Raw genomic sequence first — 24,704 nt, forward strand, 5'->3', positions numbered from 1 at the left:
CCGCGTGGCGGCGCGTTAGGGTCGGTGCCATGGCCGACACCTCGCTCGATCTCACGCTGGACGCCGCCGCGCTCACCGCACAACTCGTCGACTTCCCCTCGGCGAGCGGCACGGAGAAACCGCTCGCCGACGCGATCGAGGCCGCCCTGCGCGCCCTGCCGCACCTGACGGTGGACCGGTACGGCAACAACGTGATCGCGAGGACGGACCTGGGCCGTCCCGAGCGGGTGATCCTGGCCGGCCACATCGACACGGTCCCGATCGCCGACAACGTCCCCTCCCGGCTCGACGCCGACGGCGTCCTGTGGGGGTGCGGCACCTGTGACATGAAGTCGGGCGTCGCCGTGCAGCTGCGCATCGCGGCCACGGTCCCCTCCCCCAACCGCGACCTGACCTTCATCTTCTACGACAACGAAGAGGTCCAGGCCGATCTGAACGGGCTGAAGCACCTGGCCGAGGCGCATCCGGAGTGGCTGCGGGGCGACTTCGCGGTGCTGCTCGAACCCTCGGACGGCGAGGTCGAGGGCGGCTGCCAGGGCACCCTGCGCGTCCTGTTGCGCACGGCGGGCGAGCGGGCGCATTCGGCGCGCGCCTGGATGGGCGCCAACGCCGTCCACGCGGCGGCCCCGATCCTGGCCCGGCTGGCGGCGTACGAGCCGCGGCACCCGGTGATCGACGGCCTGGAGTACCGCGAGGGACTGAACGCGGTGGGCATCAGTGGCGGCGTGGCCGGCAACGTCATCCCGGACGAATGCACGGTCACCGTCAATTTCCGCTACGCGCCCGACCGGACCGAGGAGGAGGCGATCGCCCACGTCCGGGAGGTCTTCGCGGACTGCGGGGTGGCGGAGTTCGTGGTGGACGACCACGGCAGGGCCGCGCGGCCGGGACTGTCCCACCCCGCGGCGGCGGCCTTCGTCAAGGCGGTCGGCGGCGAGGTGCGGCCGAAGTACGGCTGGACGGACGTGTCCCGGTTCTCGGCGCTGGGCATCCCGGCGGTCAACTACGGCCCGGGAAACCCGCACTTGGCGCACAAGCGGGACGAGCGGGTGGAAATCGGAAAGGTCCTGGCGGGTGAGGCCCGCCTGCGGGCGTGGCTGACGGAATGACCGAGGCGGACGGCAGGAGACGCGCGGGCGGCACGGCGCTTCATGGCGGACATGCCGAGGTCCCCCGCGCGTAACCCGCGCCGATCTACGCTGAGGTGAAAAGACGGCAATCGGAGGGAGCGCATATGGCCACTGGGAGCCCGGAGGGCAGGACGAGGCCGCCGGAGGAGCAGCGCCTGGGGCCGGTTCTCCGGCGTCGCGGCCAGGTCACGGAGAGCACCACGGACCAGCGGCTGCTGGACGCGGGTGGCCCCTCGGACTGGGTGCACACGGATCCCTGGCGGGTGCTGCGCATCCAGTCGGAGTTCATCGAGGGCTTCGGCACCCTGGCCGAACTCCCGCCCGCGATCAGCGTGTTCGGCTCGGCGCGGACGGCGGTGGACTCGCCCGAGTACGACGCGGGCGTGCGGCTCGGCCGCGGCCTCGTGGAAGCGGGCTGGGCGGTGATCACGGGCGGCGGCCCCGGTGCCATGGAGGCGGCCAACAAGGGTGCCTGCGAGGCGGGCGGCATCTCGGTGGGCCTCGGCATCGAGCTGCCCTTCGAGCAGGGGCTGAACCCCTACGTCGACATCGGCCTCAACTTCCGCTACTTCTTCGTCCGCAAGATGATGTTCGTCAAGTACGCCCAGGGCTTCGTGGTCCTGCCCGGCGGCCTCGGCACCCTCGACGAACTCTTCGAGGCCCTCACCCTCGTCCAGACGCAGAAGGTCACCCGCTTCCCCATCGTGCTGTTCGGCAGCGAGTACTGGGGCGGCCTGGTCTCCTGGCTGGAGAACACCCTGGTCGCCCAGGGCAAGGCCGCGGAGAAGGACCTGCTCCTGTTCCACGTCACGGACGACGTGGCGGAGGCGGTCGAGCTGGTCTCGAAGGAGGCGGCACGCTAGGGCTGGGGATGGATCTGGGGCCGGCTCAGATTCTGAAGTGTCATCCAGGTGTACAGTAGATCCATGTCCGCTACGTATCCCATTGCCGAGGCGAGGGGCAGGCTCGGTGAACTCGCACGCCGCGCCGCTCAGCACGAGCACATCACTCTGACGGACCGTGGTACTCCGACCGCTGTCCTCATCTCGCCGGCGGAACTCGAAGACCTTGAGGACGCGCTGGCGCTGGCCCGCCTTGAGCGTGACCGTGCACTCGGGCGCACGCAGGCCGCGGTGCCCCACGCCGAGGCGCGGCGGATACTCCTCGAAGCCGCCGGGAGGAGCACGGAGTGATGTGGGAGGTCCAGTGGGAGCCGGTGGCACTCGACGAGGCCACGGGCTTCCTCAAGGACGATCCCCCCGGAGTGGACGCCCTGCTCAGGGCGACCGACCAACTGGCCGAGAACCCCAGGCCCGAAGGATCCCGAGCCTGGGGTGTCGACCGCCGTCGGCTCCGGCACGGCCCCTGGCGGGTCTTGTACCGCATGGACCCGGAGGCTCGGATCCTGCACATCGAGCACATCGGGCGCGCCCTTGAGTGAGCGGCGCGCTGCCGGAGGGGCGCCTGGTTACGCCAGCCCCCTCCGGGCCACCGCCGGCGGACGCCGGCCCGCGATCGTCGCCACCATGTCGAGCACCTGCCGGGTCTCGGCCACCTCGTGGACCCGGTACACCCGCGCCCCCAGCCACGCCGAGACCGCGGTCGTCGCCAACGTGCCCACGACCCGCTCCTTCACCGGCCGGTCCAGCGTCTCCCCGACGAAGTCCTTGTTGGACAGGGACACCAGCACCGGCCATCCGGTGGCCACCATCTCGTCCAGCCGCCGGGTCGCCTCCAGACTGTGCCGGGTGTTCTTCCCGAAGTCGTGACCGGGATCGATCAGCACCGACTCCCGCGGCACCCCGAGCGCCACCGCACGCTCGGCCAGCCCCACGGTCACCCGGAGGATGTCGGCCATCACATCGTCGTACGTCACCCGGTGCGGCCGGGTCCGTGGCTGCGCGCCGCCGGCGTGCGTGCACACCAGGCCCACGCGGTGCCGTGCGGCGACCTCCGCGAGAGCGGGGTCCACCCCGCCCCACGCGTCGTTCAGCAGGTCCGCGCCCGCCGCGCACACAGCCTCGCCGACCTCGGCCCGCCAGGTGTCCACGCTGATGACCACGTCCGGGAACCGGCGCCGCACCTCCGCCACGAACCCGACGGTCCGCCGCACCTCCTCCGCGGGGGTGACCTCGTCCCCTGGCCCGGCCTTGACCCCGCCGACGTCGATGATCGCCGCGCCCTCCGCCACCGCCTGCTCCACGCGCGCCAGCGCCGGCTCGTCGCGGAAGGTGGCCCCCTGGTCGTAGAAGGAGTCCGGGGTCCGGTTCACGATCGCCATGATCACCTGCTCGTGCGGCCCGAATTCCCGCCTGCCCAGCCTGAGCATCCCCTGTGACCTCTCCTCGTACATCCCGGTACCACCCCGCACACATTCCGCACACATTCCGGACGCATCCCGGATACGTCCTGCTGCGGAGCCGCCTGTGACCCTAACTGTCAGACTCGCATGGCACGATCGGACCCTGAAACTTTCGACACCGAGCACATCGGGTGCACCGAGCACACCGAGCCTGGGGAGCCGGCGATGGTTATGTTCTTGTTCCTGGTCATCGCGCTCGCCGTGGTGGTCGCCGCGGTGACGCTGGCCGTGGTGGGCGGCGGCGAGGGCAGCCCGCTGCCGGAGGCGGCACCGCAGCGGCTGCACGACCCGCTGCCCGCCGACCGCCCCGTGGGCCACGCGGACGTGGAGTCGCTGCGCTTCCCGGTCGCCGTCCGCGGCTACCGCATGGCGGACGTGGACGACGCCCTGGGCCGCGTCGCCGCCGAACTCGCGGAGCGGGACGCCCGCATCGCCGACCTGGAGTCCGCCCTGGCCGGTGCCCAGATCTCCGGGCACGTCAGGCTGGACAAGCCCGCGCACCCGGGGGAGCAGTCGTGACCGACGGCACCGCCCTGGCCGGGCCGGACGGCGCGCTGCGCTGCCCCTGGGCGCTGTCCACCGAGGACTACGTGGCCTACCACGACGAGGAGTGGGGCCGCCCGGTCCACGGCGACGACGCCCTGTTCGAGCGGCTCAGCCTGGAGGCGTTCCAGTCGGGCCTGTCCTGGATCACCATCCTGCGCCGCCGGCCGGGTTTCCGGGCCGCGTTCGCCGAGTTCAGGATCCAGAAGGTCGCGGCCTTCACCGAAGAGGACCGCGAACGGCTCCTCGCCGACCCCGGCATCATCCGCAACCGCGCCAAGATCGACGCGACCGTCGGCAACGCGCGCGTGCTCGCCGACTGGTCCCCGGGCGAACTGGACACCCTGATCTGGTCGTACGCGCCGGACCCGGCGACCCGTCCGGCCCCGAAGACCGTCTCCGACGTCCCGCCGGTCACCCCGGAGTCGACCGCCCTGTCGAAGGACCTGAAGAAACGGGGCCTGCGCTTCGTCGGCCCGACCACGGCGTACGCGCTGATGCAGGCATGCGGCCTGGTCGACGATCACCTGGAGGCATGCGTCAGCCGCACCGCCCCGGCCGGCAGCCACCGGCCCACCGGACAGCCGGGCGATCGGGCCTGAAGCCGGCGCGGGACAGCCGGTCGACAGTCGCTCGACGGATACTGAGCGCCCCGTCCCGTCAGTCCGTCAGTCCGTCCGCCCGTCCGTCTGTCCGCCCGTCCGCCCGCCCGGCCGCGGAGCGCTCAGCGGCCCAGGTACTTGGGCTTCTCCTTGTTCACGAACGCCTGCACCGCGATCGCGTGGTCCTCGGAGCGGCCCGCCCTGGTCTGTAGCGCGTCCTCCTTGTCCAGCGTCTCGTCGAGGGAGTGCGTCAGCCCGTACGCCACGGCTTCCTTGATCGCCGCGTACGCCACCGTCGGCCCCTCGGCGAGGGCGCGGGCGACCTTCTCGGCCTCGGGCCGCACCTGGTCCGCGGGCACCACCCGGCTCGCGATGCCCCACTCGTACGCCTCCTGCGCCGTGATGCTGCGCGGGAAGAGCAGCAGGTCGGCGGCGCGGCCGGGGCCGACCACCCGGGGCAGCGTCCAGGAGATGCCGGAGTCGGCGGTCAGCGCGACACCCGCGAACGACGTGTTGAACGAGGCGGTCTCGGCCACCACCCGGTAGTCCGCCGCGAGGGCGAAGCCGAACCCGGCCCCGGCCGCGACCCCGTTCACCGCCGCGACGACCGGCTTGGGCGCGTCGGCCAGCGCCCGCACGATCGGGTTGTAGTGCTCCCGCACGGTGCTCATCGTCTGCCCCGACCCGGTCTCCCGGTCGCTGGTCAGCAGCCCGATGTGCTCCTTGAGGTCCTGGCCCACGCAGAACGCCCGGTCCCCGGCCGCGGTCAGCAGCACGGCCCGTACCGCGGCGTCGTCGGCCGCGGCCCGCGCCGCGTCCCGGAGGGCGACCTTGGTCGCGACGTTCAGCGCGTTCATCGCCTCGGGGCGGTTCAACGTGATCGTCGCGAGCCCGTCGCTCACCTCGTAGAGCACGGTGTCGGCCATGGGACATCCCCTCCGGTGTCGCCGCCCTGACGTACCGCTCAGTACGTCCTGTCTGGGGACAGCATGGCGGAGATCTCCGCGCCGGGGGCGGACCCGACGTGTGACCTGCGTCAAGCAATTTCCGGCGGGATCGCGCCAGGGGCGTCGGTGCGGTGGCGCAGTATCGCAGTCACATCGCCGAATTGAGTGGTTTTGCTCGCGCGCGTTGTCCAAGCGATGCCGACTGATGTTGGTCATCGGGTCCTGGGATGCGGGATAATGGCTTGGAAGCAATGTGTTCGATGCCGGTGCCGCGGGTCTCTTGCTGAGCACGCGTGCCCCTTCCGGGGCCGTCGGCAGACGATGAGCTGGTTTCAGGAAGGGGTACGAGCATGGCGGCCATGAAGCCGCGGACGGGCGATGGCCCGCTCGAGGTGACCAAGGAGGGGCGGGGCATCGTCATGCGCGTTCCGCTCGAAGGCGGCGGTCGGCTCGTCGTCGAGCTGACCCCTGACGAGGCCGAGGCACTGGGCGACGCCCTCAAGAAGGTCGTCGTCTGACGCGGAAGCGACCATACCCTTTCGGTTGCCCCGGCACCTACGTGGTGCCGGGGCAGCCGCGTTCCCGGTCACCGCTTGACGGCGCAGAGCAGCCCGTCGCCCACCGGCAGCAGTGACGGCACCAGCTCCGGCATCTCGCGCAGCGTGCGCAGCAACTCCCGCAGTCGCAGCACCTCGGTGGGCTGCGGCCCCGAATCCACCGTCCGGCCGTTGGCGAAGACGCCCTCGAAGGCCACCAGGCCGCCGGGCCGCAGCAGACGCAACGATTCATCTAGATAGTCGGGGTACTCCAGGCGGTCGCCGTCGCAGAAGACGAGGTCGTACCCCGCGTCGGCCAGCCGGGGCAGCACGTCCAGGGCGCGGCCCGGGATGAAACGGGCCCGGTTGCTGGCGAAGCCGCAGGCGCGGAACGCCTGCCGGGCGAACTGCTGGTGCTCCGGCTCCGGGTCCACGGTGGTCAGCACGCCGTCCGGCCGCATACCGTGCAGCAGATGCATGCCGGAGACCCCGCAGCCGGTGCCGATCTCCGCGACCGCCTTGGCGTCCACGGTGGCGGCGAGCATCCGCAGCGCGGCGCCCGTGCTGGGCGTCACCGAGCGCAGCCCTGCCTCGCGGGCCCGGTCCCGGGCCCAGCGCAGCGCGTCGTCCTCGGCGACAAAGGCGTCGGCGAACGCCCAGCTCGTCTGCCGGTTGCCGGTAATGGCCCTCTCCTGTCCCCGTGATTGCCTGGGCGTGACTGTATCCGTTGGCCCGGGAACCCGCTGATGGGACCGCGCGTTTAACGGGGGAGAGCGAAAGCGGCGGGGAACACCGGGGGGTAGGAGTGGACAGGGACGACGAGGAAGCGCTGACGCAGCCGCATGAGCCGTATCAGCACAGATCAAATTCTCGTAAAACCGCTTATCCGGAGCTAACGGGCGAGGTGGCTATGGTAGGGGCTCCACTGGACACCACCAGAGCCGACAGGGGAGGTGCGGCTGCGCCCGAGGATCGGGGAGGAGTGCTGCGGCGCTTCCTCGGGTCTGCGGGCAAGCCGAAATCCGTGAACGACACCGCTGCTGACCACAGCCACGCCGCCCAATCCGCTGCGGGCGGCACCCAGACCGCGACCTTCGCCACCGAAGCGGACGGGCAGGCGTGGACTCCGCCCACGTGGGAGGAGATCGTCAGCATGCACAGCGGCCGGGTCTACCGCCTCGCGTACCGGCTCACGGGCAACCAGCACGACGCCGAGGACCTCACGCAGGAGGTCTTCGTCCGGGTCTTCCGTTCCCTGTCGACGTACACGCCGGGCACCTTCGAGGGCTGGCTGCACCGCATCACCACGAACCTCTTCCTCGACATGGTCCGGCGCAAGCAGCGCATCCGCTTCGACGCACTCGGCGACGACGCGGCCGAGCGCCTGCCCAGCCGCGAGCCCACGCCCCACCAGGTCTTCAGCGACGCGCACTTCGACGCGGACGTCCAGCAGGCCCTCGACACCCTCGCGCCCGAGTTCCGCGCCGCGGTGGTGCTGTGCGACATCGAGGGACTGTCGTACGAGGAGATCGCCGCGACCCTCGGCGTGAAGCTCGGGACGGTCCGCTCCCGTATCCACCGTGGCCGGTCGCAGCTGCGCAAGGCCCTCGCCCACCGCTCCCCGCAAGCCAGGGCCGCCGAGCGCCGCTCCTTCGTGCCCCGTATTCCGGCGCTGGGAGGAGGGGGCGCGACCGCGTGAGTGGATCACGACCGAAACCTGCGGAGGGACACCTCGCAGAGGAGCATCTGGGAGACCGGCTCTCCGCCCTGGTGGACGGGGAGCTAGGTCATGATTCACGCGAGCGCGTCCTCGCCCACCTGGCCACCTGCGCCCGGTGCAAGGCCGAGGCGGACGCCCAGCGGCGGCTGAAGCACGTCTTCGCGGAGACGGCACCGCCGCCGCCCTCGGAGAGCTTCCTGGCGCGCCTTCAGGGGCTTCCCGCCAGCGGCGGCGGCACGGACGGCGGCTCACCGCTGGACGGCGCGTTCTCCGGCGGCTCCGTGCCGGGAGTCTTCGACGTCGGCCGGGAGGACCGGTTCGAGTTCAGCTACGTCCCGGTGAGCCCGCTCTCCCCGCGCACGGACGAGGACCGCGGCTTCCGCATCCACCCCGTCGGCCGCCCCGGCACCGTGGACCGGTCCGCCTCGCGCGGCAAGCGGTTCGCGTTCGCCGCCGCCGGGGCGGTATCGCTGGCCGCGGTCGCCCTCGGCGGTGTCACCGCCGGTCTTCCCGGTGACACGGCGGCGGACGCCCGCGGGGGCGCCGGCAGCGTGACACCGGCGCGCACGGCGGGTACGGGGGCGTCCGCGGCCTCCGAGACCCAGCGCCGTCGCTCGGCCGTTCCGTTGTTCATGCAGGGTGCCCGGGTGGGGGAGACGGCGCTCGTGCCGACCTCGATGTCCGCGCCGCTGCTGCCCGGCGTGCCCGCCCCGGAGCCGCCCCCGGTGGAAGCCGACGCGGCCCCCATGTCGCCGCTGATACGTCCGTTCGGGACCACGCCGATCTCCCTGGTCGCGTGGTCCACCGCCCCCGGGCTGACCCCGCCCGGCCTGCTCGCCGCACCCGTCCCCGACACGACGTCCGTCCCCTCCCCGTCTTCTTCCACGTCCTCCCCCTCCGCCGCTTCGTCCCCTGCCGCTCCCCCCGCGCGCCCGGCTCGCTGACCGGCGACTGCGCGGCCGCCCGCGAACCTGGTTGAATCCTGTGAGGCCGTGCCCGCGGCGCCGTCCCGGGTACGGAGGTCGACTATGCGCGGCGGGCCGCCGGACCGCCCGGCCGCGGCAGCTGTGGGGAGAGCATGGACGAGCGGAAGCCGGCCCCGCCCGGGGACGCGGCGGCGGAGCACACACCGAGACCGGCCGCCGGACCGGACGGCGACTTCGCACTGGCCCGGCCGACCGCCGGGACCGGCGCGGGGAACGTTGCTGCCCAGAGCGTCGGTGCCGAGAGCACGGGCGCCGAGCGCGTTGGCGCCGAGCCTGCCCGTGCGGTGGAGTCGGAGGCGCCCGTCGGCCGGGACAAGCCCCTGCACGACCCCGATCCCTACGGCACCCCGCCCTACGGCGAACCCGGCCCCTGGGCGCCCGCGCCACCGGTCCCGCACCCCGCGACGACCCCGGCACATGCCACGCCCCTCTTGGCCCCGGCCCCGGGCGCTGACCCAGGCTCGGGCTCAGGTCCTGGTGCGGTGATTCCGGCCCCGGCCCCGGCCCCGGCTTCGGGTCCCGCTCCGGCCCCGGCTTCGGCGACCGAGGAGGCGCCGACCCCTGGCTCGGCCGTTCCCGCCCCGGTCCCGGTACCGGCCCCCGAGGCCACGCCCGCTCACGGCACGCCGATCCCGGTGCCGTCCGGTGGGGCGCACGGCGTGCAGGCGCCGTCCGGCGGGCCGCATGAGCCGTCGGTCTCCTCCGGTGGGACGTACGAGGACCAAGCGCCGTCCGGCGGGCCGCATGACGTGTCGGCTTCCTCCGGTGGGGCGCACGGCGAACCGGCTGCGTCGGCCGTGCCGCAGCAGAGCCCGTACCCGCCGCCGGGCCCGGTTCCGCACCCGGCGCCGCAGGCGAGTCGGTACGCCCTGCCGGATCCGGTTCCGCACCCGAGTCCGTACCTCCCACCGGACCAGGACCAGACCCACAACCAGACCCACAACCAGACCCACAACCAGACCCACAACCAGACCCACAGCCAGAGCCAGGACCCGGCCCCGCAGCCCGGTCCCTGGCACCGCTACGACCCCTGGGCGGTCCCGGCGCCTGCCCCGTTCCAGCAGAGCGGTGCCGTCGTGCTCACCGAGGGGCAGCGTCGCCGCCGGGTGCGGCGGGCGCTGGTCGGTGGTGCCCTGGCGCTGGCCCTGGTCTGCGGCGGCGCGGGCGGCCTCGTAGGGGCTTATCTGGAGCGCAACGGCGGGGTGTCGGAGGTCCATCTGCCACAGGCCGGCGCGGAACCCACCGACCGGCCCGCCGGCAGCGTGGCCGGGATCGCCGCGAGGGCCCTGCCGAGCGTCGTCACGCTCCATGTGACCGGTGGCGGCGAACAGGGCACCGGCACCGGCTTCGTCCTCGACACGAGCGGCCACATCCTGACCAACAACCATGTCGTCGAGCCCGCCGGGTCGAGCGGCGACATAACGGTGACGTTCAGCGGCGGCGAGAGCGCCAAGGCCCGGGTGGTCGGCCGGGACAGCGGCTACGACCTGGCCGTCGTCCAGGTCAAGGGCGTACACGGGCTCGCACCCCTGCCGCTCGGCAACTCCGACAACGTCCAGGTCGGTGACCCCGTGGTCGCCATCGGCGCTCCCTTCGACCTCGCGGGCACCGTCACCTCGGGCATCATCAGCGCCAAGGGGCGGCCCATCACGGCGGGCGGCGAGAGCGGCGCCGGCGGTGAGGTGTCGTACGTCGACGCGTTGCAGACCGACGCGCCCATCAACCCGGGCAATTCCGGCGGCCCGCTCCTTGACGCGCAGGCCAGGGTCATCGGCAGCATCAACTCCGCCATCCGCTCCGCCGACAGCGGTTCCGACACGCTGGGAGGTCAGGCCGGTTCCATCGGGCTGGGCTTCGCCATACCGGTCAACCAGGCCAAACGGGTCGCCGAGGAACTGATCAACGACGGCCGGGCGACCCACCCCGTGATCGGGGTCACGCTCGACATGGCCTACACCGGCGACGGCGCCCGGATCGGCACCCAGGGCAGTGGCGGCCCCGCCGTCACCACGGGCGGCCCCGGGGACCTGGCCGGACTCCGGGCGGGTGACGTCATCACCGAGGTCGACGGGCAGCGCGTCCACTCGGGTCAGGAACTCATCGTCAAGATCCGTGCCCACCGTCCCGGCGACCACCTCGGCCTGATCCTGGAACGCGGCGGAGAGGAGAAACGGGCGTCGCTGGTGCTCGGCTCCTCAGATCACAACTGACAGAAACCTCACCTTGGGACAGTACCGGTCGGACGGGAACGCCGGGTACCGTGGACCCGGCCCGGACCAAACACCCGCACGGACACCCGAGGGCCGAGGACCGAGGACATCGCAAGGAGCTTCAGGTGTTCAATGACATAGGACCGCTAGAGCTGGTGACGATCGTCGTGCTGGCTGTGCTCGTCTTCGGTCCGGACAAGCTCCCCAAGGTCATCCAGGACGTCATGCGGACGATCCGCAAGATCCGGGAGTTCTCCGAGAGCGCCAAGGAAGACATCCGCAACGAACTGGGTCCCGAGTTCAAGGACTTCGAGTTCGAGGATCTCAACCCCAAGACGTTCATCCGCAAGCAGCTGGACAACGACGATCTGGGACTGAAAGAGATCCGCAACGGTTTCGACCTGAAGAAGGAGATGGCCGAGGTCACCGACGCGGTCAACGGCCGCGACGGCGACAGCTCCGCGTCTTCGGGTTCGGCTTCGGGTTCGGGTTCGGGTTCGGCGGGTTCTTCAGGGTCTTCGGGGAACTCCGGAGGCCGGGTCGACATGACCAAGAAGCCCGAGGGTCCGGGCAAGGACGACCGCCCGCCCTTCGACGCGGACGCCACCTGACCGACCGTACGGCCGTACCAGCGGCACATCCGCACGCCCCACGTCCCGATGCGACTGTGCATCGGGACGTGACGTGTTTCATACGGTGCCCGCTGTGCGCGTGACCTGAACCCGCCGTCCGCGCGACCCACGCACCGGGTGATTTCCCAGCTGCCCGGATCGGTGTGGATATGCTGCCGAGTTGTTGTGCGGACCGGACGAGTACGCCCGAAGGGGGGCGGGCCGCCCCGGCCCGACGAGAGCGAGGAGGCGTCCGGCACATGGAGACGACAAGTGGGGCAGTCGCGCAGGCGTCGGCCGCGGAGGGCCGACGACAGCTCTCCGCCACACGGCGCGCGGTCGACAGTTACCTGCTGGCGCCCTTCCCCTGGTACGGCCTCGACGAGGCGTTCACGGGGCCGCGCTGGCTGATGCAGGTCGGTACGGCGGCGGACGGCGCGGTCGAGCACGGGTCGATCGGGCACGGCGACGAACCCTCCGTGAAGAACGAGTACGCGGTCGGCTCAGCGGGCGAGCCCCGGGAGAAGTTCGCGGTCGTGGTGACCGTCGCCGCGAACCCGTCCCGGCGCAGTGCCGACGGCACCGGGCTGCTGGAGGCCACGTCGGTCTCCTCCGCGGCGTGGCTGGCCGGGGTGGGGCTGCTGTCGTTCACCTGGCCGGGCCAGATGGACCACACCCTGCGGGACGAGTGGCTGGAGCAGCAGACGGAGACCGCCTGGGCGCTCGCCGACGACCTGTCCGGTCCGGTGTGGTCGACGCTGTCGCTGCCCGTGGACGGTGCGCCGGTGTCCTTCCACTACCGGGAGTCCGAGTTCGGCTGGGTGCTGGCCGGTTCCACCCGGGAGGGCGTGCATCTGGGGGCGTACGGGCGGGGGATGAGCGCGTACGGGCTCGGGTTCGCGATGATCAAGGACATCCGCAGGTACGCCTGAGCGGCTGGGCTTGGCGGGGTTGGGGGCGCCGTATTCGGGTGGGGTTCGGCGCTCCACCGCCAGCGGGATTTCGCCCGGCGGTGGTGGTTGGTCGTGGTGGTTGGTGGCTGGTGGTTCGTGGGGTGGTGCGGCGGGGCGTGCGGTTTCCGCGCAGTTCCCCGCGCCCCTGGGGGTGGGTGGGGTCGGCTGGTGGGGTGGTGCGGGGCGGGTGTGGCTGAGCGCGCAGTTCCCCCCGCGCCCCTGTCGGGGCCCGGGAGCCTGCGTCCCTTCCCGCGCCCCAGGACCCCGCCTCCGGTTCAGGTGCGGGTCCCGGGGACTCCGGCTCCGCGGGGTCAGAACTTGTTGCGTGGGGTGATGCCCAGGGACAGGCCCGCCAGGCCGCGCTGCCTGCCGCCCAGCTTGCCGGCGATTGCGTGCAGGGACGCGCCGGCCGGGGAGTCCGGGTCGGTCAGGACCACCGGCCTGCCGTCGTCGCCGCCCTCGCGGAGGCGGATGTCGATGGGGATGCTGCCGAGGACCGGGACCGTCGTGCCGGTCGTACGGGACAGGCCGTCGGCGACCAGCTGGCCGCCGCCCGTGCCGAAGACGTCGACCATCTCGCCGCAGTGCGGGCAGGGCAGGCCCGACATGTTCTCGACCACGCCGACGATCTTCTGGTGGGTCTGGACGGCGATGGAACCCGCGCGCTCGGCGACCTCGGCCGCGGCCTGCTGCGGCGTCGTCACGACCAGGATCTCCGCGTTCGGGATCAGCTGGGCGACGGAGATGGCGATGTCGCCCGTGCCCGGCGGCAGGTCGAGCAGGAGGACGTCCAGGTCGCCCCAGTACACGTCCGCCAGGAACTGCTGGAGCGCACGGTGCAGCATCGGGCCGCGCCAGACGACCGGGGTGTTGCCCGGGGTGAACATGCCGATGGAGATGACCTTCACGCCGTTCGCGGACGGCGGCATGATCATGTTCTCGACCTGGGTGGGCCGCCCGTCGGCGCCCAGCATGCGCGGCACGCTGTGGCCGTAGATGTCGGCGTCGACGACACCGACCTTCAGGCCGTCGGCTGCCATCGCCGCCGCCAGGTTCACCGTGACCGAGGACTTGCCGACGCCGCCCTTGCCGGACGCGACCGCGTACACCCGGGTGAGGTTGCCCGGCTTGGCAAAGGGGACCTCGCGCTCGGTCTGGCCGCCGCGCAGGGCCGTCGTCAGCTCCCTGCGCTGCTCGTCGCTCATCACGTCGAGGGTGACGGCGACGCCGGTGACACCGTCGACCCGGGAGACCGCCTCCGTCACGCGCTGAGTGATCGTCTCGCGCATCGGGCAGCCGGAGACCGTCAGGTACACGGTGACCGCGACCGCTCCGTCCGCACCGATCTGTACCGATTTGACCATCCCTAGTTCGGTGATGGGCCGGTTGATCTCGGGGTCGTTCACCGTCGCCAGTGCCTGGCGTACCGCGTCTTCCGTAGCCATAAGGACGATGTTACGGCGCCCGGCCGGGCCCCGGAACGCTCGTCAGCGGTCCTCCGTGTCGCGACCGGACGGCGTCTGCGGCCCTTCCGCGGGGGAGACGACCTGCCCGTCGCTGCGGCGCGGCGATTCCAGGTCCCTCGCGAGGTCCTGTAGTTCGGAGCGGATCCAGTCCCGGGTCGCCACCTCGCCCAGTCCCATCCGCAGCGACGCGATCTCCCGGGTCAGGTACTCGGTGTCCGCGATGGACCGTTCGTTCTGTCTGCGGTCCTGCTCCAGGTTGACCCGGTCGCGGTCGTCCTGCCGGTTCTGCGCCAGCAGGATCAGCGGGGCGGCGTAGGACGCCTGGAGGGACAGCACCAGCGTCAGGAAGATGAACGGGTACGGGTCGAAGCGCAGGAAGAACGGCGCGGTGATGTTCCACACCAGCCACACCACGATGACGACCGTCATCCAGAGGATGAAGCGCCAGGTGCCGAGGAAACGCGCGATCTTCTCCGACAGCCGTCCGAACGTCTCCGGGTCCCACTCGGGGGTGATCCGGCGCCGGCGCGGGCGCGGCTGGTCGAGGCGGTAGAGGCGGGGCGTACGGGACCGGCCGGCGGCCGTGGCGCCCGCGGGGATGCGTTCGCGGGCGCCGTCGCGCTCAGGTGCCATGCGCGGCCGTCCCCTCGTCCAGGTGGAACTCCGTCTCCCGCCAGTCGTCGGGCAGCATGTGGTCCAGGACGTCGTCCACGGTCACCGCGCCGAGCAGCGAACCGGCCTCGTCGACCACCGGCGCCGCGACCATGTCGTACGTCGCGAAGAACCCGGCGATCACCGGCAGCGACGCGTCCGGCGCGAGGACCTGTAGATCGTCGTCGACGAGCGAGCTGCACAGCGTGTACGGCGGATCGCGCAGCAGGCGCTGGAAGTGGACGGTGCCCAGGTACTTGCCGGTCGGGGTCTCGTCCGGCGGCCGGCACACGTAGACCTGGGCGGCCAGGGCCGGGGACAGGTCGGGGTTGCGGACGCGGGCGAGGGCGTCGGCGACGGTGGCGTCCGGTCGCAGCACGATCGGCTCGGTGGTCATGAGCCCGCCGGCCGTGTGCTCCTCGTAGGACATCAGACGCCGCATGTCCGCCGCGTCGGCGGGCTCCATCAGGCTCAGCAGCCGCTCCTTGTCGTCCTCGGGCAGCTCGCCGAGCAGGTCGGCCGCGTCGTCCGGGTCCATGGCCTCCAGGATGTCGGCGGCCCGTTCCTCCTGGAGCTTGCCGAGGATCTCGATCTGGTCGTCCTCCGGAAGTTCCTCCAGGACGTCGGCCAGGCGGTCGTCGTCCAGGGCGGCGGCGACCTCGGCCCGCCGTTTGGCGGACAGGTGGTGCAGCACATTGGCCAGGTCGGCGGGGCGCAGCTGCTCGAAGGTGGCGAGCAGGTTCTCGGCGCCCTGCCCGTTCTCCTCCAGGGAGAACCCGTCGACGGCCGACCACTCCACGGTCAGCGTCTCGCCGCCGCGCCTGCGGAAGGCGCGGCCCTTGCGGCCCTTGCGCACGAAGACGCGGTCGACCTCCCAGTCCCGGCGGGCCGGCAGGTGCTGCACCGCCAGGTCCAGGACGGTGACCTCCTCGCCGCTCTCGGCGAGCGTGACGCGGCGGTCCAGCAGTTCCCCGAAGACGAGCCGTTCCGTGGGCCGCTGTTCGAAGCGCCGGACGTTGAGTACCCCGGTGGTGATGACCTGGCCGGACTCGATGCTGGTCACCCGGGTCATGGGCAGGAAGATGCGGCGCCGCGTGGACAGTTCGACGACCAGGCCGAGCAGGCGCGGGGGACGACGTCCGACGCGCAGCATGACGACGAGGTCCCGCACACGGCCCACCTGGTCGCCGTTCGGGTCGAAGACGGGGACCCCGGCGAGGTGCGAGACGAAGATCCGGGGGGCGCCGGCTGCCATGACTCTGCTTCCTCGGCTTCCTTGGCTTCCTTGGCTTCCTAGGCTTCCTAGGCTTCCTTGGCGTGCGACGACATGACGGCGTGCGATCACCTGCCGACGTGCGACGACATGACCGCGTACGGCGTCGACGGCGTGGTGCCGTGGCGTGCGGGGGCTGTCGGCCGCGTGCGCGATGTTGCTGTTCGCGCCTTTCCTCGTCCCCTTTCCGAATTGCCCGCTCGGTGGGGTTCAGGCTAGCCCGTACCCATCGGATACGCCCTGGTGAGCGGTCCGGACGGACGGGCTCCGGCGCATGGCGACGGCCCCGGGTACGCTGCCGTACGCCGTTCAGGATCCAGCAGAGAGGCAGCCCTGCCTGTGACCGTGATTCCGCCGGGCCGTGTTCGCCGGGCCGTGTTGGTGACCGCGATGTGCGCACTGGCCGTGACCGGGGCGACAGGGGTCACGGGGTGCAGTGAGGATCCGGACGCGGGCACCAACGGGGTGGGCAGACTGTCCGCCGGCCAGATCGAGTCCCGGACCCGGTCGGCGGCCGACTCGGCCGAGGCGGTACGTCTGTCGGGGACCGTGGTGACCAGCGGGAACACCTACCGGCTCGACATGCGGCTGAAGGCCGGCGGGGGCTCCGGTTCGGTCACCTCCAAGGGGGCGACCTTCCAGTTGCTGCGGATCGGCGAGCAGTTGTACCTGAAGGCCGACGCGGACTTCTGGCGTCACGCGGACGGCGCTGACGCGAAGGGCGGGGAGGCGGCGAGCGCGGACAAGCTGGACGGCAAGTACGTGAAGGTGCCGCAGGGCGACCCCGCGTACAAGAAGTTCAGCGGTTTCACCGACAAGGACCTGCTCCTCGACGGGCTGCTGACGCTGCACGGTGACCTGACGACCGACGGCCACCACGAGCAGTCCGGGGTCCGTACCATCCGCATCACCGGCGACAAGGGCGCCGGCGGCACCCTCGACGTCTCCCTGGAGGGCGAGCCGTACCCGCTCAACCTGGCTCGGGCCGGCGACGCGGGGACGCTCAGCTTCTCCGACTGGGACAAGGGCTTCACCCTCGACGAGCCGTCGAAGGGCGACACCGTGGACTACGGCAAACAGCTCCCGGCGTCCTAGCTGGCCGCGCGGCCCCCCGGCGCTCCGGCCCCCCGGTGCTCCGGCCGCGCGGCACTCCGTCCGTGCCCGACCGTGGCCGGGCTGGATCGCCACCGTCCGTGCCCGACCGTGGCCCGGCTGGATCGCCGCCGTCCGCGCCGCGCCCGTTCCCCGGCGGCCGGTTCGGTTGCTTCCCCGGCGGACCGCTACGTGCGCTTCAGCGGTGCCTTACTTGCGCCTGCCGCGCTTGCCGCGCCTGGCCAGCAGCCGTGGCAGGCCCGCGGGGGCCGGTCGGCGGGTCGTCGCCGGGGTCGGCAGCGGGGGCTCGGCCAGCGGCCCCTCCGGGAGCGGGGCCGTCGTCCCGGTCGGCGTCAGGCGGAGCACTCGGCACTCGCGGGCCCAGCGGTCCGTCATGGCCTCGCCGTCGGGCGCGTTGAGCCGCTTGCCCTTCAGTTCGGCCACGGCCGTCTCCCACCGCTCGGATGCCGCGGGGAGTTCGGCCACCGTCGCCGTCCAGGTGACCAGTCGGCCGCCCTTGTCCTTGCTGCGTACGGTCACCTCGGCGGTGCCGCCGGCCACGAGGCCGGGCAGCGGCTGTTCCCCGGGCCCGTCGCCGACCAGGCACACCGCTCCGTCGTGCCACACGTGCCACAGCGCGCGCGCCGCGGGCGCCCCGGCGCCGCGGACCCAGACGAGGCCGGACTTCTTCGTGGCCTCCTCGACGAGGGCCCGGTCGAGCAGCTCGGTTGTCATGCGTCCAGCCTAGCCAGCCGCCCCGCGGCCGGGGTCACGGCCGCCGTCGCCGTCGGTCCGCCGGCCCGCGGCCGGGGTCACGGCCGTCGTCGGGCCGCCCACCCGCGGGTGCTCGTCGCCGTCACAGCCAGCCGTTGCGCTTGAGCGTGCGGTGGATGGTCAGACACAGGGCGACCGTGATGCCCATGATCAGCGGGTAGCCGTACCTCCAGTGGAGCTCGGGCATGTGCTTGAAGTTCATGCCGTACACCCCGCACACCATCGTCGGCACGGCGATGATCGCGGCCCAGGCCGTGATCTTCCGCATGTCCTCGTTCTGCGCGACCGACGCCTGCGCCAGGTTGGCCTGGAGGATGGAGTTGAGCAGTTCGTCGAAGCCCACGACCTGCTCCTGCACCCGGGCGACATGGTCGGCGACGTCCCGGAAATACTTCTGGATCTCGGGGTCGACCAGCCGCATCGGCCGCTCGCTCAGCAGTTGCATGGGCCGCAGCAGGGGCGAGACGGCGCGCTTGAACTCCAGGACCTCCCGCTTGAGCTGGTAGATCCGCGCGGAGTCCACACCGCGCGACACACCGCCCTTGCGGCCGGGCGAGAAGACCTCGGTCTCCACCTCGTCGATGTCGATCTGCACCGCGTCCGCGACGGCGAGGTACCCGTCGACGACGTGGTCGGCGATCGCGTGCAGCACCGCCGAGGGTCCCTTGGCGAGCAACTGCGGGTCGTCCTGCAACCGGTGCCGCAGCGCCCGCAGCGACCCCTGCCCGCCGTGCCGGACGGTGATGAAGAAGTTCCGGCCGGTGAAGCACATGACCTCGCCGGTCTCCACGACCTCGCTGGTGGCGGTGAGCTGGTCGTGCTCGACGTAGTGCACGGTCTTGAAGACGGTGAACAGCGAGTCGTCGTACCGCTCCAGCTTGGGCCGCTGGTGCGCCTGCACCGCGTCCTCCACGGCCAGCGGGTGCAGCCCGAACTCGCCCGCGATACCGGCGAATTCGGCCTCGGTCGGCTCGTGCAGGCCGATCCACACGAAACCGCCGTCGCGCCGCACCTGGCGCATCGCCTCGTGCGGGCTCAGTGGTTTCGCGCTCTCGACGCGGGCGCCGTCACGGTAGACGGCGCAGTCGACGATGGCGGAGGGGGTCGCGGGATCGCGCGTGGTGTCGTAGGCCAGGGCGTCACGGCGCGGCGCGGCCTTGCGCAGCGAGGGACGGGAAGGACGGACCACGGCACGCAGGTCGCGGATCATCGACATGGCGGACTCTCCTTCGCGGTGAGCGGCGAAGCGCGAGAGTGCCGTTGTGACGGCTGGAACTGCCCGGAATATGGACGTCCTCGGTGCGCATGTTTGGCACGTCCACAAAGCGGGGAGCACCGCACCGTCGCGGTGGCGAGCTTCGCTGCTGATTCAGATCAGACAGATCAGGCAGAACAGAACGACGTGCTCTTCCGAGGGCACGGACGACGGCGCGAGCGCGAGAGGTGGTAGCGGACCGGATCAGGAACGGCTACGTCAACGGTCGGAAGAGCGAGTGGTACTGCACGGTCGACTTCGATCCATGACAGCCCCACCTCCTCCAGCCAGTCCCTCGTAAGGGACGGTCCATTCCCCGTCGGGGAGTCTCACAGGTGTCGGGACTCGATGCGACGCTTCTGCGTGCTGCCCGAACCACCGGCCAAGAGTATCAGCCGACCACAGTGTCAAGGCGCCGCTTTGCCCGGGGCTGACGAGTTCTATATTCACCGCATGGCTGATGTTCTTCCTCTGGTCGAGGCCCGGTTGACGACCGCGCTGGGCGAGCCGGACGCGCGCGCGGCCGTCACCTTCGTCGGCACGGACCGCGTCGAGGTGCTCCGCTTCCACGACCGCGGCCCCGAGGGTGACATCGTCCGCTACGCCACGCTCGGCATGTCCGCCCACCCCATGACGGATCCCGCGGCGCTGCTCGCCGATCCCGTCGAAGGCCCGCGTGCCGAACTGGTGCTGTCCGTCCGCGCCGGGCGCGCCGACACCGACAAGGTGCTCCGCCCGCTCGCCGTACTGGCCGCTTCACCGCAGGTCGAAGGTGTGATCGTGGCCCCCGGCGGCTCCCTGGACGTAGGCGGGCCGCTGTGGCCGGGCGCGCCCTTCAGCTCCGTCCTGGTCGCCGAGCCGGGCGGCCTGGTCGAGGATCTGGTGCTGGACGCGCCGAGGGATCCCGTACGGTTCCTGCCGCTGCTGCCGATGACCGCGAACGAGGCCGCCTGGAAGCGGGTGCACGGCGCGCAGGCCCTCCAGGAGCGCTGGCTGGCGAGCGGGACGGATCTGCGGGACCCCGCCCGCGGGACCGTCCCGCTCGGCTGACCGGGCCCGGTCGGGAGCCCGGCCCCCGAGTGACGGATCTCACCGAATCCTGGCTGGAACGGGTCAGTTGGCGAAGACGCCGACTCCGTCCTCGGCGGCGTGCCGGCTCTCCAGCTCCGTGGCTCCGGCGGACAGCGCCTTGCGCCGTACGAGGACCACGACCGCGCCGAGCGGCGCGGTGACCGCCGCCACCACGAACGGGACGTGGTGCGAGGCGCTGAGCACTTTCAGCGAACCGAACCGCTGCTGCGTCCGCGGGGCGACGAGCACCGAGAAGACGCGGATTCCGCCCGGACGGGTGATCGTCCTTGACGTGGGGGAGTGCGGGTAGGACCGTGGGGCCCTATGAGGGGCGAACCCAGTTGCCCGAAGTGCGGGGGCCGGGTCAGGGCTCCCGGACTCTTCGCCGACTCCTGGCAGTGCGATGTGCACGGGACGGTCTATCCGCTGCAGCCCGTGATCCCGCCCAGCGTCGAGGCGCTCGGCGTCGTGGTCCAGCGAACGCAGGTACCGGTCTGGATGCCCTGGCCGCTGCCGGTCGGCTGGCTGTTCACCGGCGTGGCCTGTGCGGGTGACGACCGCAGCGGCGGCCGGGCGACCGCGGTGGCCTGCTCGGGACCCGGCCCACTGGGGGGCATGGGCGAGCTGATCCTGGTCGCCGAGGAACTGGGCGTCGGCCTGGGCGCGCGGTACGCCGGCATCGCCGGTCCGGATCCGGGGCCGTACCTGAGCGTCGAGAAACCGCCCCAGGCCAAGGTTCTCGCGGTCGGCCGGCCGACCCCCCTGTGGCAGGTCACCGGCACCCCCGACGATCGTGCCGTCTTCGCGGGCGAGGCATGCGGGCTGTGGCTGTGGGCGGTGGTGTGGCCCGAGCAGACGGGGCTGATCATGTACGACGAACTGGTGCTGACCGACCTGCGGGACGCGGGCGCCGAGCTGGACCTGGTGCCCTGTGGTGCGCTGTCCCCGAGGCTGCTGGAGCCCTGAGCGCCGCCGTTATGCTTTAGCTGATCCCCTGGTCCCGTCCCCGCCTGGAGCCTGCTTCGTGCGTATCGACCTGCACTGCCACTCCACGGCCTCCGACGGCACGGACACCCCGGCCGAACTGGTGCGCCACGCCGCCGCGGCCGGTCTGGACGTCGTCGCCCTGACCGATCACGACAGCACCCGCGGTCACGCCGAGGCCGTCGCCGCGCTCCCGGCGGGGCTCACCCTCGTCACGGGCGCCGAGCTGTCCTGCCGTGTCGACGGCATCTCCATGCACATGCTGGCCTACCTCTTCGACCCCGAACAGCCCGCCCTGCTCGCCGAGCGCGAACTGGTCAGGGACGACCGGGTGCCGCGGGCCCAGGGCATGATCGCCAAGCTGACCGGGCTGGGCGTCCCGATCACCTGGGAGCAGGTGAAGCGGATCGCCGGCGACGGTTCCGTCGGGCGGCCGCACGTCGCCTCCGCACTCGTCGAGCTGGGTGTCGTACCGACCGTGAGCGACGCGTTCACCGAGGAGTGGCTGGCCGACGGCGGCCGGGCCTTCGTGGAGAAGCACGAGACCGACCCGTTCGAGGCCATCCGGCTGGTCAAGGCCGCCGGCGGCGTCACCGTCTTCGCCCATCCGGCCGCCGCCAAGCGCGGGCGTACGGTGCCGGAGTCCGTCATCGCCCAGATGGCCGCAGCCGGGCTCGACGGCATCGAGGTCGATCACATGGACCACGACGCCGCCGCCCGCGACCGGCTGCGCGGCCTGGCGACGGATCTGGGGCTGCTGGTCACGGGCTCGTCGGACTACCACGGCAGCCGGAAGGCCGTGGCGCTCGGCGAGTACACCACCGACCCCGAGGTGTACGCCGAGATCGTCCGGCGGGCGACCGGGGCCGCTCCCGTGACCGGGACCGTAGCCGGGACCGGGACGGGAACCGGGACCGTGACCGGGACAGTGACCGGGACCGGGACCGGGACCGGCGGAGCCTGACACCCGCCCCGAACGCGCGGAGCCCCCGTCCGGCAGTGCTGCCGTCAGGGGGCTCCGAAGCTCTACGGCCACGGTGGCCGTCGTCGTCGACCGTTACGAGGTCTGGCTCTCGGCGGGCCGGATCCACAGCCGCTGTCCGATGGCGGCGGCCTGCTGGACGATCCGGTTGACGGAGGCGGCATCCACGACGGTGCTGTCCACGGGCGTTCCGTCGACCTCGTCGAGTCGCATGATCTCGAAGCGCATGGCCTCTCCCTTCGTCTCGTTGTTCCGTCTGAGTCAACGGGATGCGTGTTACAAACATTCCCTACGCTAAAGAAAATTTTCGAACAGCTAATTACTGATAGGTAAGAGGTGATTGCGAGACTGACCGGGACCGGTTGTGTTCGCTGCGTGACCGCCGGGACAATGGGGGTGATGAATGACGACCTCACCGGCATCCAGGCCCGTATCGACCGCACGAACGAACTGCTCCAGCGCATGCTCGCCGAAGTGGCGAAGACGCCTTCCACCCACGCGATCTTCGTCGACGCCGGATACCTCTACGCGGCCGCGGGACGCCTGGTGGCCGGGACGGAGGACCGCCGCGCCTTCGACCTCGACGCGGAAGGGATGATCGAGGCGCTCATCGACCGCGCCCGCACGATCTTCGCGGACAGCAGACTGCTCCGGGTCTACTGGTACGACGGCGCCCGGCGCCGCATCCACACCGCCGAGCAGCAGTCCATCGCGGAACTCCCCGACGTCAAGGTCCGCCTCGGCAATCTGAACGCCAACAACCAGCAGAAGGGCGTCGACTCACTCATCCGCACCGACCTGGAGTCCCTGGCCCGGCACCGCGCCATCAGCGACGCGGCGCTCATCGGCGGCGACGAGGACCTGGTCTCGGCGGTGGAGGCGGCCCAGGGCTACGGCGCCCGGGTCCACCTCTGGGGCATCGAGGCGCCCGAGGGCCGCAACCAGGCCGAGCCCCTGCTCTGGGAGGTCGACAGCCAGCGCACCTTCGACCTGGACTTCTTCAAGCCGTACGTCTCCCGGCGCACCGCCCCCGCCTACGAGGGCACCGGGAACCGGCCCGCGCGCGAGGACGTACGCTTCGTCGGCGCCCAGATCGCGGCGAAGTGGCTGTCCGCCCGGGGCCGGGAGAGCCTGCTGGAACTGCTGCCCGGCCACCCCTATCTGCCCGGCTCGGTCGACCAGGATCTGCTGGTCGACGCCGAGGCGCTGCTCCAGTACTCGCTGCGCGGCCAGGCGGACCTGCGGCGCGCGCTGCGGGACGGCTTCTGGGAGCACCTGCGGACGCAGTACTGACCCGGTGACGGCGTACGGACGGTGGACGGACGATGGACGGACGGCGGTCGGCGGCGAGCTGCGGGTCCCCCAGTCCGAGTGAAGCCGAGAACGCCGAGAACGCCGAGATCGCTGAGATCGCCGAGATCGCTGAGAACTTGGGGGAGCCGGCAGCCACGACGGTGCCGCACGTATACGACGGCCCCTCGCGGCACTTCCAGCGGAGCGCTCAGTCCGCCGCGTCCGCCCCGTCCCAGAAGTCCGCGAGGGCGCGGGCCGTGGTCAGCGGCTGGTCGGTGTTGGGGGAGTGCTCAGCGCCCGCGATGACGGTCCTGCGGGCCCCGAGGCGTACGGCCATGTCGTCGAGGAGCGGCACCGGCCAGGTGTCGTCGGACGCGCCGGACAGCACGTGGAACGGCAGTGCCACGGCGGCGAGTTCGCCGACGCGGTCCGGTTCGGTGCACAACTGGCGGCCGGTGGCGAGCAGTTGGGCCGGCTTGTTGCCGAGCCAGCGCCGCCGCAGCTCCGCCCGGTCGGCCGGGCCGCCGTCGACCTCGGTCTCCTCGGGCGGCTCCATGGCCTGCATGGCCTCCCACACCTGGGCCATCGACAGCACGGCGAGGGCGTCCCGCAGCAGTTTCACGCGCTGCTGCTGGGAGACGGAGATCTGCGCCGGACCGGAGGCCATGAGGGTGAGCGAGCGGAACGGAACGGCGTCGAGGAGCACCGCCGCGCGCGCGATCTGCCCACCCAGGGAGTGGCCCAGCAGATGCACCGGGGTGTCCAGCGCCGCCGCCTGTGCCAGCACGTCCTGTGCCAGCTCCGCCTGCGCGTAGGCGGATTCGTCGTCCTGCGGGCCGTCCGACTCGTACTGCCCGCGTCCGTCGACGGCCACCGCCCGGTAGCCGCGCCGCGCGAACTGCACGAGCAGCGGGTTGAAGTCCTCCTTGCTCCCGGTGAACCCGGGCAGCAGCAGCGCCACTCCGCGCGGCTCCACACCGTCGGCCACGGGGGAGTCGACCACGGCGAACTCGCCGCGCGCGGTGCGCAGCGGGTAGGCGCGGGCGCCGGGTGGCGGGACGAAGGAAGGCGGCCTGCTCATGCCCCAGAGGCTAGCGGGCACGGGCGGCCGGGAGGAGGGCGGGCAGGAGCAGTACGGAGGTGAATCCCGCCACGTCAACGGCCCGCCAGTCAACGGACGGCCCGCCATCTCCACGACCCGCCACCTCCACGGCCCGGTCCCACGGGGGTGCGACCCGCCACCTCCACGGCCCGGTCCCACGG

27 protein-coding genes and 1 pseudogene are annotated in these 24,704 nt (G+C 71.9%); 17 read left to right on the forward strand and 11 right to left on the reverse strand.

The window, feature by feature from the left end:
- Positions 1–29: 29 nt before the first annotated feature.
- The 4 genes from dapE to ACFC09_RS19610 all read left to right on the forward strand — a co-directional run bounded on the left by dapE (position 30) and on the right by ACFC09_RS19610 (position 2,571).
- Positions 30–1,109: a succinyl-diaminopimelate desuccinylase gene (dapE, locus tag ACFC09_RS19595; RefSeq protein ID WP_376529772.1), complete on the forward strand. Its 1,080-nt coding sequence runs from the start codon at positions 30–32 to the stop codon at positions 1,107–1,109.
- A gap of 125 nt (positions 1,110–1,234) precedes the next feature.
- Complete coding sequence (locus tag ACFC09_RS19600; RefSeq protein ID WP_376529774.1) at positions 1,235–1,993, forward strand: TIGR00730 family Rossman fold protein; 759 nt, start codon at positions 1,235–1,237, stop codon at positions 1,991–1,993.
- 63 nt (positions 1,994–2,056) lie between these two features.
- A complete protein-coding gene (locus tag ACFC09_RS19605) occupies positions 2,057–2,323 on the forward strand; it encodes a type II toxin-antitoxin system prevent-host-death family antitoxin (RefSeq protein WP_376529777.1) in 267 nt (88 codons plus the stop codon).
- Positions 2,323–2,571, forward strand: a complete 249-nt coding sequence (locus ACFC09_RS19610) for a type II toxin-antitoxin system RelE/ParE family toxin (protein ID WP_376529779.1) — start codon at positions 2,323–2,325, stop codon at positions 2,569–2,571. Before ACFC09_RS19605 ends, ACFC09_RS19610 begins: the two co-directional genes overlap by 1 nt.
- A 27-nt stretch (positions 2,572–2,598) precedes the next feature.
- Here ACFC09_RS19610 and folP read toward each other — a convergent pair whose 3' ends face one another.
- A complete protein-coding gene (gene folP / locus ACFC09_RS19615; RefSeq protein ID WP_376529781.1) occupies positions 2,599–3,459 on the reverse strand; it encodes a dihydropteroate synthase in 861 nt (286 codons plus the stop codon).
- Between the two features lie 198 nt (positions 3,460–3,657).
- Between folP and ACFC09_RS19620 the strand changes: the two genes are divergently transcribed.
- Positions 3,658–4,011, forward strand: a complete 354-nt coding sequence (locus ACFC09_RS19620) for a DivIVA domain-containing protein (RefSeq protein ID WP_376529783.1) — start codon at positions 3,658–3,660, stop codon at positions 4,009–4,011.
- Positions 4,008–4,637, forward strand: coding sequence for a DNA-3-methyladenine glycosylase I (locus ACFC09_RS19625; RefSeq protein WP_376529785.1), 630 nt, complete (start codon positions 4,008–4,010; stop codon positions 4,635–4,637). The genes ACFC09_RS19620 and ACFC09_RS19625 overlap by 4 nt, the downstream gene beginning before the upstream one ends.
- Before the next feature lie 122 nt (positions 4,638–4,759).
- On the opposite strand, the gene ACFC09_RS19630 is transcribed toward ACFC09_RS19625, so the two are convergent.
- Positions 4,760–5,563, reverse strand: coding sequence for an enoyl-CoA hydratase/isomerase family protein (locus ACFC09_RS19630; RefSeq protein WP_376529787.1), 804 nt, complete (start codon positions 5,561–5,563; stop codon positions 4,760–4,762).
- Positions 5,564–5,934: 371 nt separating this feature from the next.
- Between ACFC09_RS19630 and ACFC09_RS19635 the strand changes: the two genes are divergently transcribed.
- Positions 5,935–6,102, forward strand: coding sequence for a DUF3117 domain-containing protein (locus tag ACFC09_RS19635; RefSeq protein WP_018544333.1), 168 nt, complete (start codon positions 5,935–5,937; stop codon positions 6,100–6,102).
- A gap of 68 nt (positions 6,103–6,170) precedes the next feature.
- On the opposite strand, the gene ACFC09_RS19640 is transcribed toward ACFC09_RS19635, so the two are convergent.
- The gene (locus ACFC09_RS19640; protein ID WP_376529865.1) at positions 6,171–6,803 is read right to left on the reverse strand and encodes an O-methyltransferase; all 633 of its coding nucleotides are present in this window, start codon (positions 6,801–6,803) and stop codon (positions 6,171–6,173) included.
- 299 nt (positions 6,804–7,102) lie between these two features.
- Here ACFC09_RS19640 and sigE point away from each other — a divergent pair, with 299 nt between their 5' ends.
- The 5 genes from sigE (at position 7,103) to ACFC09_RS19665 (ending at position 12,579) form a co-directional block, all read left to right on the forward strand.
- A complete protein-coding gene (sigE, locus tag ACFC09_RS19645; protein WP_376529790.1) occupies positions 7,103–7,819 on the forward strand; it encodes an RNA polymerase sigma factor SigE in 717 nt (238 codons plus the stop codon).
- The gene (locus ACFC09_RS19650) at positions 7,816–8,784 is read left to right on the forward strand and encodes an anti-sigma factor family protein (protein ID WP_376529792.1); all 969 of its coding nucleotides are present in this window, start codon (positions 7,816–7,818) and stop codon (positions 8,782–8,784) included. Before sigE ends, ACFC09_RS19650 begins: the two co-directional genes overlap by 4 nt.
- 134 nt (positions 8,785–8,918) lie before the next feature.
- Positions 8,919–11,036 (forward strand): trypsin-like peptidase domain-containing protein, encoded by a 2,118-nt coding sequence (locus tag ACFC09_RS19655; RefSeq protein ID WP_376529794.1) that lies wholly within the window; start codon positions 8,919–8,921, stop codon positions 11,034–11,036.
- Between the two features lie 125 nt (positions 11,037–11,161).
- Positions 11,162–11,647 (forward strand): sec-independent translocase, encoded by a 486-nt coding sequence (locus tag ACFC09_RS19660; RefSeq protein ID WP_376529796.1) that lies wholly within the window; start codon positions 11,162–11,164, stop codon positions 11,645–11,647.
- A 260-nt stretch (positions 11,648–11,907) separates the two neighbouring features.
- Positions 11,908–12,579: a hypothetical protein gene (locus tag ACFC09_RS19665; RefSeq protein ID WP_376529798.1), complete on the forward strand. Its 672-nt coding sequence runs from the start codon at positions 11,908–11,910 to the stop codon at positions 12,577–12,579.
- Between the two features lie 332 nt (positions 12,580–12,911).
- On the opposite strand, the gene ACFC09_RS19670 is transcribed toward ACFC09_RS19665, so the two are convergent.
- Genes ACFC09_RS19670 through ACFC09_RS19680 form a run of 3 tightly spaced genes read right to left on the reverse strand, consistent with a single transcriptional unit; the run spans position 12,912 to position 15,972 of the window.
- Positions 12,912–14,045, reverse strand: coding sequence for an Mrp/NBP35 family ATP-binding protein (locus ACFC09_RS19670; protein WP_376529800.1), 1,134 nt, complete (start codon positions 14,043–14,045; stop codon positions 12,912–12,914).
- 42 nt (positions 14,046–14,087) lie between these two features.
- The gene (locus ACFC09_RS19675) at positions 14,088–14,699 is read right to left on the reverse strand and encodes a DUF1003 domain-containing protein (RefSeq protein ID WP_376529802.1); all 612 of its coding nucleotides are present in this window, start codon (positions 14,697–14,699) and stop codon (positions 14,088–14,090) included.
- Positions 14,689–15,972, reverse strand: a complete 1,284-nt coding sequence (locus ACFC09_RS19680) for a magnesium transporter MgtE N-terminal domain-containing protein (protein ID WP_376529804.1) — start codon at positions 15,970–15,972, stop codon at positions 14,689–14,691. Before ACFC09_RS19680 ends, ACFC09_RS19675 begins: the two co-directional genes overlap by 11 nt.
- Positions 15,973–16,380: 408 nt before the next feature.
- On the opposite strand from ACFC09_RS19680, the gene ACFC09_RS19685 reads away from it, so the two are divergent.
- On the forward strand, positions 16,381–17,085 hold the full coding sequence (locus ACFC09_RS19685; protein ID WP_376529806.1) for a hypothetical protein: 705 nt from the start codon (positions 16,381–16,383) through the stop codon (positions 17,083–17,085).
- A 207-nt stretch (positions 17,086–17,292) separates the two neighbouring features.
- On the opposite strand, the gene ACFC09_RS19690 is transcribed toward ACFC09_RS19685, so the two are convergent.
- Both ACFC09_RS19690 and ACFC09_RS19695 read right to left on the reverse strand, forming a co-directional pair.
- Positions 17,293–17,817, reverse strand: coding sequence for a hypothetical protein (locus ACFC09_RS19690; RefSeq protein ID WP_376529808.1), 525 nt, complete (start codon positions 17,815–17,817; stop codon positions 17,293–17,295).
- Between the two features lie 121 nt (positions 17,818–17,938).
- Positions 17,939–19,072 (reverse strand): magnesium and cobalt transport protein CorA, encoded by a 1,134-nt coding sequence (locus tag ACFC09_RS19695; protein ID WP_376529810.1) that lies wholly within the window; start codon positions 19,070–19,072, stop codon positions 17,939–17,941.
- Positions 19,073–19,564: 492 nt separating this feature from the next.
- Here ACFC09_RS19695 and ACFC09_RS19700 point away from each other — a divergent pair, with 492 nt between their 5' ends.
- Positions 19,565–20,161 carry a suppressor of fused domain protein gene (locus tag ACFC09_RS19700; RefSeq protein ID WP_376529812.1) on the forward strand — a complete coding sequence of 199 codons (597 nt, stop codon included), beginning with the start codon at positions 19,565–19,567 and terminating at the stop codon, positions 20,159–20,161.
- A 63-nt stretch (positions 20,162–20,224) separates the two neighbouring features.
- Here the strand turns inward: ACFC09_RS19700 and ACFC09_RS19705 are convergent.
- Positions 20,225–20,368: pseudogene (locus ACFC09_RS19705) on the reverse strand (MFS transporter); the annotation flags it as partial.
- A gap of 138 nt (positions 20,369–20,506) precedes the next feature.
- On the opposite strand from ACFC09_RS19705, the gene ACFC09_RS19710 reads away from it, so the two are divergent.
- Positions 20,507–21,148, forward strand: a complete 642-nt coding sequence (locus tag ACFC09_RS19710) for a DUF6758 family protein (protein WP_376529815.1) — start codon at positions 20,507–20,509, stop codon at positions 21,146–21,148.
- Positions 21,149–21,206: 58 nt separating this feature from the next.
- Positions 21,207–22,130: a PHP domain-containing protein gene (locus ACFC09_RS19715; RefSeq protein ID WP_376529817.1), complete on the forward strand. Its 924-nt coding sequence runs from the start codon at positions 21,207–21,209 to the stop codon at positions 22,128–22,130.
- 93 nt (positions 22,131–22,223) lie between these two features.
- Here the strand turns inward: ACFC09_RS19715 and ACFC09_RS19720 are convergent, their stop codons facing one another.
- Complete coding sequence (locus ACFC09_RS19720; RefSeq protein WP_376529819.1) at positions 22,224–22,376, reverse strand: hypothetical protein; 153 nt, start codon at positions 22,374–22,376, stop codon at positions 22,224–22,226.
- Positions 22,377–22,547: 171 nt separating this feature from the next.
- Between ACFC09_RS19720 and ACFC09_RS19725 the strand changes: the two genes are divergently transcribed.
- Entirely contained in the window at positions 22,548–23,441 is an 894-nt protein-coding gene (locus tag ACFC09_RS19725) for an NYN domain-containing protein (RefSeq protein ID WP_376529821.1), read from the forward strand.
- A gap of 208 nt (positions 23,442–23,649) precedes the next feature.
- Here ACFC09_RS19725 and ACFC09_RS19730 read toward each other — a convergent pair whose 3' ends face one another.
- Positions 23,650–24,522 carry an alpha/beta fold hydrolase gene (locus ACFC09_RS19730; RefSeq protein WP_376529823.1) on the reverse strand — a complete coding sequence of 291 codons (873 nt, stop codon included), beginning with the start codon at positions 24,520–24,522 and terminating at the stop codon, positions 23,650–23,652.
- Positions 24,523–24,704: the final 182 nt, after the last annotated feature.

The organism is Streptomyces sp. NPDC056161 (assembly GCF_042268025.1).
Classification (GTDB): domain Bacteria; phylum Actinomycetota; class Actinomycetes; order Streptomycetales; family Streptomycetaceae; genus Streptomyces.

What these genes read in the sequence shown, in the direction of transcription:
- ACFC09_RS19720 (WP_376529819.1), bottom strand. Translation starts at nt 22,376, where the DNA reads ATGCGCTTCGAGATCATGCGACTCGACGAGGTCGACGGAACGCCCGTG.
- ACFC09_RS19610 (WP_376529779.1), top strand. Translation starts at nt 2,323, where the DNA reads ATGTGGGAGGTCCAGTGGGAGCCGGTGGCACTCGACGAGGCCACGGGC.
- ACFC09_RS19730 (WP_376529823.1), bottom strand. Translation starts at nt 24,522, where the DNA reads ATGAGCAGGCCGCCTTCCTTCGTCCCGCCACCCGGCGCCCGCGCCTAC.
- ACFC09_RS19600 (WP_376529774.1), top strand. Translation starts at nt 1,235, where the DNA reads ATGGCCACTGGGAGCCCGGAGGGCAGGACGAGGCCGCCGGAGGAGCAG.
- ACFC09_RS19630 (WP_376529787.1), bottom strand. Translation starts at nt 5,563, where the DNA reads ATGGCCGACACCGTGCTCTACGAGGTGAGCGACGGGCTCGCGACGATC.
- ACFC09_RS19665 (WP_376529798.1), top strand. Translation starts at nt 11,908, where the DNA reads ATGGAGACGACAAGTGGGGCAGTCGCGCAGGCGTCGGCCGCGGAGGGC.
- ACFC09_RS19700 (WP_376529812.1), top strand. Translation starts at nt 19,565, where the DNA reads ATGGCTGATGTTCTTCCTCTGGTCGAGGCCCGGTTGACGACCGCGCTG.
- ACFC09_RS19725 (WP_376529821.1), top strand. Translation starts at nt 22,548, where the DNA reads ATGAATGACGACCTCACCGGCATCCAGGCCCGTATCGACCGCACGAAC.
- ACFC09_RS19670 (WP_376529800.1), bottom strand. Translation starts at nt 14,045, where the DNA reads ATGGCTACGGAAGACGCGGTACGCCAGGCACTGGCGACGGTGAACGAC.
- ACFC09_RS19635 (WP_018544333.1), top strand. Translation starts at nt 5,935, where the DNA reads ATGGCGGCCATGAAGCCGCGGACGGGCGATGGCCCGCTCGAGGTGACC.
- ACFC09_RS19675 (WP_376529802.1), bottom strand. Translation starts at nt 14,699, where the DNA reads ATGGCACCTGAGCGCGACGGCGCCCGCGAACGCATCCCCGCGGGCGCC.
- ACFC09_RS19685 (WP_376529806.1), top strand. Translation starts at nt 16,381, where the DNA reads ATGTGCGCACTGGCCGTGACCGGGGCGACAGGGGTCACGGGGTGCAGT.
- ACFC09_RS19620 (WP_376529783.1), top strand. Translation starts at nt 3,658, where the DNA reads ATGGTTATGTTCTTGTTCCTGGTCATCGCGCTCGCCGTGGTGGTCGCC.
- ACFC09_RS19695 (WP_376529810.1), bottom strand. Translation starts at nt 19,072, where the DNA reads ATGTCGATGATCCGCGACCTGCGTGCCGTGGTCCGTCCTTCCCGTCCC.
- dapE (WP_376529772.1), top strand. Translation starts at nt 30, where the DNA reads ATGGCCGACACCTCGCTCGATCTCACGCTGGACGCCGCCGCGCTCACC.
- ACFC09_RS19680 (WP_376529804.1), bottom strand. Translation starts at nt 15,972, where the DNA reads ATGGCAGCCGGCGCCCCCCGGATCTTCGTCTCGCACCTCGCCGGGGTC.
- ACFC09_RS19710 (WP_376529815.1), top strand. Translation starts at nt 20,507, where the DNA reads ATGAGGGGCGAACCCAGTTGCCCGAAGTGCGGGGGCCGGGTCAGGGCT.
- ACFC09_RS19655 (WP_376529794.1), top strand. Translation starts at nt 8,919, where the DNA reads ATGGACGAGCGGAAGCCGGCCCCGCCCGGGGACGCGGCGGCGGAGCAC.
- folP (WP_376529781.1), bottom strand. Translation starts at nt 3,459, where the DNA reads ATGCTCAGGCTGGGCAGGCGGGAATTCGGGCCGCACGAGCAGGTGATC.
- ACFC09_RS19605 (WP_376529777.1), top strand. Translation starts at nt 2,057, where the DNA reads ATGTCCGCTACGTATCCCATTGCCGAGGCGAGGGGCAGGCTCGGTGAA.
- ACFC09_RS19690 (WP_376529808.1), bottom strand. Translation starts at nt 17,817, where the DNA reads ATGACAACCGAGCTGCTCGACCGGGCCCTCGTCGAGGAGGCCACGAAG.